At 71.0% G+C, this 6000-nt stretch carries 7 protein-coding genes and 1 pseudogene; 2 read left to right on the top strand and 6 right to left on the bottom strand.

Translation table 11 applies throughout. The annotated features are described in order from the left end of the window. Window positions 1-129 precede the first annotated feature (129 nt). The 6 genes from OO54_RS37880 to OO54_RS37855 form a co-directional block, all read right to left on the bottom strand. Window positions 130-1176, bottom strand: coding sequence for a phosphotransferase (locus OO54_RS37880; RefSeq protein WP_051787747.1), 1047 nt, complete (start codon window positions 1174-1176; stop codon window positions 130-132). Between the two features lie 548 nt (window positions 1177-1724). Next, entirely contained in the window at window positions 1725-2066 is a 342-nt protein-coding gene (locus OO54_RS46155; protein ID WP_033211571.1) for a CU044_2847 family protein, read from the bottom strand. Between the two features lie 31 nt (window positions 2067-2097). Next, entirely contained in the window at window positions 2098-2325 is a 228-nt protein-coding gene (locus tag OO54_RS37870; RefSeq protein WP_033211569.1) for a WD40 repeat domain-containing protein, read from the bottom strand. 97 nt (window positions 2326-2422) lie between these two features. Next, on the bottom strand, window positions 2423-2740 hold the full coding sequence (locus OO54_RS37865) for a hypothetical protein (RefSeq protein WP_033211567.1): 318 nt from the start codon (window positions 2738-2740) through the stop codon (window positions 2423-2425). Between the two features lie 62 nt (window positions 2741-2802). Continuing rightward, window positions 2803-3327 (bottom strand): tetratricopeptide repeat protein, encoded by a 525-nt coding sequence (locus tag OO54_RS37860; protein WP_033211565.1) that lies wholly within the window; start codon window positions 3325-3327, stop codon window positions 2803-2805. A 31-nt stretch (window positions 3328-3358) separates the two neighbouring features. Next, entirely contained in the window at window positions 3359-3997 is a 639-nt protein-coding gene (locus OO54_RS37855) for a TetR/AcrR family transcriptional regulator (protein WP_033211563.1), read from the bottom strand. A 70-nt stretch (window positions 3998-4067) separates the two neighbouring features. Here OO54_RS37855 and OO54_RS37850 point away from each other — a divergent pair, with 70 nt between their 5' ends. Then, the gene (locus OO54_RS37850; RefSeq protein WP_033211559.1) at window positions 4068-5672 is read left to right on the top strand and encodes an FAD-binding oxidoreductase; all 1605 of its coding nucleotides are present in this window, start codon (window positions 4068-4070) and stop codon (window positions 5670-5672) included. A 104-nt stretch (window positions 5673-5776) separates the two neighbouring features. After that, window positions 5777-5974 (top strand): annotated as a pseudogene (locus OO54_RS48945) (hypothetical protein); the annotation flags it as partial. Window positions 5975-6000: the final 26 nt, after the last annotated feature.

Here is a 6000-nt window from a genome sequence, read left to right as displayed (position 1 = left end):
TCAACGACATCGCCCGCGACCTGACTATCTGGATGGCCGCCCGCGACTTCCCCGGACGGCCAACCAGGCAGGTCAGCGAGTTCTAAAACACGGCCTAGGAGACCCGCTGACACGGATCGGCGGAGGCGACTACCGGAGGTGGCCTCTGAGTACCTCCTCCGCCTCGTCGAGCCGCTCACGCAGTACGACCGCGGCCTGAACACGATCCAGGGCATAGGTCTCCAGCGAGTCGGTGACAGGTCCGAGGTTGTCCACGACTGTGTTGAGCGGATACACGGTGCACCCGAGGTGCGCGGCCGTCAGCCGCACCACGCTCACCAGCTCCTCAACCGGCACCACCGGATGACGCCGGCGGTAGACGGCGGCGAGGCGACCCAGCCCGTCGGGCCAGTCCGGCTGGGAGAGGACGGTACGAGGGTCGAGCGCCAGCCGGCCGAGTTCCCACATGAGGCTGCGTCGCCCCGGCGCGGCGAAGTCGATGAGCGCCGCTACGTCGTCCCCACGCAGGAGCACGTTCGGTCCGGACAGATCCCCGTGGACCAGCTGCGAGACCGTCCGCTCCGGAGCCCCCTCCAGAAGTTTTTCCACTGCCGGCAGCCCGGCCAGCCGCTCCCGCGCCGTCTCCAGTGCCCACCGCTCGAAGTCCGTGCGAGGGGGTTCCGTCTCGTAGCGGTGGACGAGGCCTTCCAGCCGGCACCGGCTGCGCGCGGTGTCGACCGCCCTGTCGCGTTCCTCGAGCCGGGGTGGCCCGAACCGGTGGCGGGCCAGGCCACGGTGCAGGCGGCCGACCGCCTCGCCCACGGCCTCCCAGCGGCGTCCGGTGAGCCGGCCGTCGGCGGTGACCGTGTCACGCAGGTACCGGGTGACCGACATGGTCATCTGCCCGCAGGAGGCGACCAGCTGCTTCTGGTCGACCGTGTAGCGGGCGCGAGCGACCGGCACGCGGCAGAGCCGGGCGTACTCGCTCAGCGCGGCGGCGCTCTCGGCCGTTCTCAGAGCCGTGCCGGCCGGGTAGGTCTTGACGAACCAGGCGGTGCCGGTGTTCGTGGTGGCCACGTAGTTACGCGTCGTGGTCCCGGACGGCCCGGCGGTCACCGACGCCGGAACGATGCCGAACTCGGAGGCGAGCATCAGCGTCACGAGAGAGATCCGGTCTCGGGGGGTCGAGGTCTTCACGACGCGGCTCCTCAACGCATGGCTCGCACTCGGGCGGGGCTCGGGCAGGGAACGGGGGACGCGGCCATCGGCAGCGGTCGTTCAGCGTGCTCGTGAGGTTCAACGACCCGGCGGAGATATCGAACGCATGTATTTCGGTCGCTTCGGAATCCCGGGACAGAGCGGGTGGCGGCGCATGCCGCATGCACGGACCCTTGCGCTGCAACAGGGGTGCGGGAGGAGCGGTTGGCTGAAACGCCGACGGCGACGTTGCTCGCGATGGGGCGGCGGACGCGGGTGGCGCGTAGACGGGGCGGTGGACACGGGTGGCGCGTAACGGCTCAGCCGACTGCGCAGAGCGCAGGCCATCCCGGACTTGACGCCGAGCTGGAGGCCGCTGGGGGGCTGGGTATCAGAGGCTGGGCCAGGACAACCGGGTCAAGGGAACGAGAACCCCGCCGCCGCTCTGGCGGCCTGCGTTCGCCCCGACACCCCTGCCCGTTTCGCGTCGCCCCCGTCCCCTCAGCCCTGGCTTCTGGGCCTCCCTCCCAATAGGTTGCGTGATCCGGTTACCCGGTCGTCGGAAGGGGTTCCTTCCGGTTCCAGGTGACGGCCACGGTGAAATTGGTGGTGGTGCTGGCAGCGGGGATGAAGGCACCGGCTTCGGCGTGCAGGTCAAGGCCGAACTCGACGTGGATCTCGTCAGGTGACTCGGCGATGGTGCGGAGTTGGGTGACCACGCCTTCTACCGCGGGCCGCGCACAGCGTACGGCTTCCTCGAAGGTCTTTTGCGCCCGTTCGGTTACTGCGGTGTCGCGGAGTCCACGGGTCACCATCCCGGCTGCCGGCTCCTTGACCTCGATCAGGACGGTGGCGCCATCCGACGTAGGGAATTCAACCAGCCGTCCCATTTCAGCGCTTCCTTCCCTTGCAGTTCCTTCGCTACAGGTCGGCGGCCTGCCAGAGGCGCACGGCGTGGTCGGAACTGCCGGTTGCGATGAGGGTGCCGTCGGGGCTGAAAGCCACCGCGTTCAGGCCGGCGGCGTGGCGTACATCGAGCAGCAGGCGGCCGGTGGTGGCATCCCACACCCGAGCAGCACGGCCTGCGTTGCCCGTGACGATTCGGTGGCCGTCCGCGCTGAACGCCAGCGCGGACACGTCGGAGCGCACGACCCTCCCCTGATCTTCAATCGCTCTGCACCGGCGGTGTCGTAGACGCGGGTCCATCGGGACTTGCCTGTGATGGCGATGCTTCGGCCGCTCGGGTTCACGACAGGGAAAGGACCTCGTCTGTGAAGTCGATCCTGGTCAGCTCGGGCGGGTTGACGGCTATTTCACCCCGAGCGAGATCGGCCAGTGCGGCGTATTGGCCGGCCGCACCCCATTGCACGGACGGCAACTCGGTGATCGTGTCCCGCACCTTCACCCAGTCTCGTGCGGCTGCGTACTCGTCCAGTGCGGTGCGCAGCCCGGCGATCCTTTGACAGACGGCACGTCGCTGAGCAGCGTCGCGACAACCGCCCTCGGCCGCGAGTGCGCCGTAGCGGGCAAAGGCCTCGGCCCAGTCACCGGCGTCCTCCGCCATGCGGGCCTCGGCATAGCGGCGCTCGTGGTCCGCCTCCTGCAGCGCCTGGTGGGCGCGGGTGGTCAGGCCGTCGGGGTCGCCGGCGGCCGGGTCGAGCCCACGGATATCCTCGCTGACCTCGAGGACGGCCTGCCACCGGCCGGCATCCGCGTGGCAGCGCAGTTCAGCCTCCAGATCTGCGATGTGTGCTGCAGGGCCTGGCACGATTCGCGTCGTGCGACGGCGTCCTTGTAGCCCTGGTCGGTCCGGAGGATCTCCGTGTACGCACCGATCGCGGCGGTCCGGTCACCGGCGGCCTCGGCGTCTGTCGCCTGCTCGTAAGCCTCGGAGAGTCGGCGTTGGTGCACAGCGGTCTCGCGCAGCGCCACCGCGGCCGGGTAATCCGGGTCGAGCGTGATCAGCTCGTCGAGCAGCTCGATGGCCCGGCCGTGGCGGCTCACGCGCACCTCTGCAGCGACCCTCACGTACAGATCGCGCGACGGCACGTCGCGCCGACCGGTATCTGGCGGCGTCCGCGGGACCGAGAGTTGGGAGGATTCTGCGGCGAAGGTGAACAACTGCGCGGTGTCGCCGCGCACGTACAGCACCGGGGTAATCCATTGCGGGCGTCCGTCTGGCTCACATGGTGCCGTCACCGGTGCTGAGGATGGTGTGGGCGGCCTCGATGAGCCGGGCGCAGCGTCGGGCCATGGCCTCGGGCGACTGGTCGGGGTGGTTGATCCACCAGCGGACCAGAGCGGTGCACAGGCCGCGCCACGCGTATTTGAGGGCGTCGGCGTCCAGCGGGTCGGTGGTGCCGGCTGTGTGCAGGAGCTCGGCGGTGCCCGCTGCGGCGAGGTCGTCGATGGCATCGCGGTAGTACGCGGCGCGCCGGGCGGCGTCGCTGCCGGAGGGGAGCGTGGGGTCGTAGAGGACGAACCAGGCCTCGCGCCGGCCGTCGAGGGCGGTGAAGAGGGCGCTGAGGACGCGGAGGGGTGTGGGCGGCGCGTCGGTGTCGTGTTCGGCCATGGCGGTGTGGATGGCGTCCAGAAGCCGGTCGCCGATCGGGTCGAGGCAGGCGAGGTAGAGGTCCTGCTTGCCGCCGAAGTACTGGTGCAGCAGTGGCTTGGTGACGCCGACACGGCCGGCGATGGCGGCCACGGTGGTGGCCTCGTAGCCGTGGCGGCCGAACTCCTCGGTGGCCGCGGCCAGGATCTGTCGTTCGCGATCGGCTCTCGGCACGCCCTTGGTGCCGGCTTTGGAGGAGGGCGTTGTCATGGAGCCAGATCTTACCCTAAGGTAATTTACCAATGGGTAAGTTGAATCGGACCCCACTGGGAGCACCCTCATGCCTGCGACCTCCTCCGCGCCCCGCTCCTCCCGCACCCGCTCCTGGTGGGGCTGGGGCTATACGGACGCCCACCCCGACGACGCCGAATGCGCCGCCCTCGGGGCTCTGCTGCCAGGCACCCTGGCCCGCCCGCTGCCGATACCCCGCATCGCCGACCTGCCCATCGGCCGACCCGCCATGACGCCCCCGTCCTCCCTGACCCACCTGGTCACCACCGACCCGTCGGCGCGCGCCGCCCACGCCATGGGGAAGGCCTACCGCGACGTCATCCGGGCCCTTCGCGCCCGCCCGGGCCGGATCCCCGACCTCGTCGCCCACCCGGCCGGCGACCGGGACGTGGCCGACCTGCTGGACTGGGCCGGCGAGCACGACGTGGCCGTCATTCCCTTCGGCGGCGGCTCCTCGGTGGTCGGCGGCGTGGAGTACCGCGGCGACGCCCACCGCGCCGTGCTGTCGCTCGACCTGACCGCGATGGACCGCGTCCTCGACATCGACACCGTCAGCCGCTCGGCTCGGATCCAGGCAGGGGCCCTGGGCCCGGTACTGGAGGAACAGTTGCGGCCTCACGGCCTGACCCTGCGCCACTTCCCTCAGAGCTTCGAGTTCTCCACCCTCGGCGGCTGGCTCGCCACCCGGGCCGGCGGCCACTACGCCACCGTCCACACCCACATCGACGACTTCGTGCAGTCCCTGCGTGTCATCACGCCCGCCGCAGCCGGCACCTCCTGGCGCCTGCCCGCCTCCGGCGCCGGCCCCTCGCCCGACCGGCTCTTCCTCGGGTCCGAAGGCGCGCTCGGCGTCATCACCGAGGCCTGGATGCGCCTGCAGGAACGCCCCCGCCACAAAGCCTCCGCCTCCATCGCCTTCGCCGACTTCCACCGCGCACTGGACGCCGTACGCGCCCTCGCCCAGTCCGACCTCGCCCCGGCCAACTGCCGCCTGCTCGACGCCGGCGAGGCCCTGCTCTCCGGCGCCTCCCACGACGGTTCTTCCGTCCTGGTCCTGGGCTTCGAATCCGCCACCGGGCCCGTCGACGACCGCCTCGCCACCGCCATGGACCTGGCCCGCGCCCACGGCGGCCACGCCGACGAGCACCCGGCGGGCCGTGACGCCTCGGCCGGCTCGGCCGTGAGTGCCTGGCGTTCGGCGTTCCTGCGCATGCCCTACCTGCGTGACGGCCTGGCCCGCATGGGCGCCGTCGTCGAGACCTTCGAAACCGCCGCCACCTGGGACAAGATCCCCGCCCTGATCGACGCCGTCCGCACCGAGGTCGCCACCGCCGCCATGAAAGCCACAGGCCACCCGGCCACCGTCAACTGCCGCCTGACCCACGTCTACCCCGACGGGGCCGCCCCCTACTTCACCGTGGCCGTCGCCGGCCGACCCGGCGACGAGGTCGAGGTCTGGGACGACGTCAAGGCCGTCGCCGGCGAGGTCCTGCACCGCCACCGTGCCACGATCACTCACCATCACGCCGTCGGCCGTGACCACCGCGCCGGTTACGACCTCCAGTGCCCGGAGCCCTTCGCGCTGGCACTGCGCGCGGCCAAGGACGCCCTGGACCCCCACCGCATCCTGAACCCCGGCGTCCTGCTCGGCTGACAAGACCGGGCAGTCCAGCGGGCGGTCTCGTCGGCATCGATGGCCTTGCTGTCACCGGCGCGCTCACACCAGGCGATACGGGGCTCGCGACCGGATAGGCCGAAGTGCTGCACAACGGGGGACCGTTGGTCCAGGCTGGACTCTGGCGCCCGGCTGAGCCGGTGCCGGGGGAGCGGGAGGGGCGATCGGTGGGGATCTCACTGACCGAGGCACTGGCGGAGCTGCCGCCCGAGGTGTACGCGGCGCAGACGGAAGGGGCTCTGGCAGAGTTCCGGTTCGAGGGCGAGCCGGCCGAACTGTCGCCGGCAGTGGAGTCCCGGCTTGACGG

The organism is Streptomyces wedmorensis (assembly GCF_000716445.1).
GTDB lineage: Bacteria > Actinomycetota > Actinomycetes > Streptomycetales > Streptomycetaceae > Streptomyces > Streptomyces wedmorensis.
Note: the sequence above shows the minus strand (reverse complement) of the source record. Positions and strands in the feature narration are given on the sequence as shown.

What these genes read in the sequence shown, in the direction of transcription:
- OO54_RS46155 (WP_033211571.1), bottom strand. Translation starts at nt 2,066, where the DNA reads ATGGGACGGCTGGTTGAATTCCCTACGTCGGATGGCGCCACCGTCCTG.
- OO54_RS37865 (WP_033211567.1), bottom strand. Translation starts at nt 2,740, where the DNA reads ATGGCGGAGGACGCCGGTGACTGGGCCGAGGCCTTTGCCCGCTACGGC.
- OO54_RS37855 (WP_033211563.1), bottom strand. Translation starts at nt 3,997, where the DNA reads ATGACAACGCCCTCCTCCAAAGCCGGCACCAAGGGCGTGCCGAGAGCC.
- OO54_RS37850 (WP_033211559.1), top strand. Translation starts at nt 4,068, where the DNA reads ATGCCTGCGACCTCCTCCGCGCCCCGCTCCTCCCGCACCCGCTCCTGG.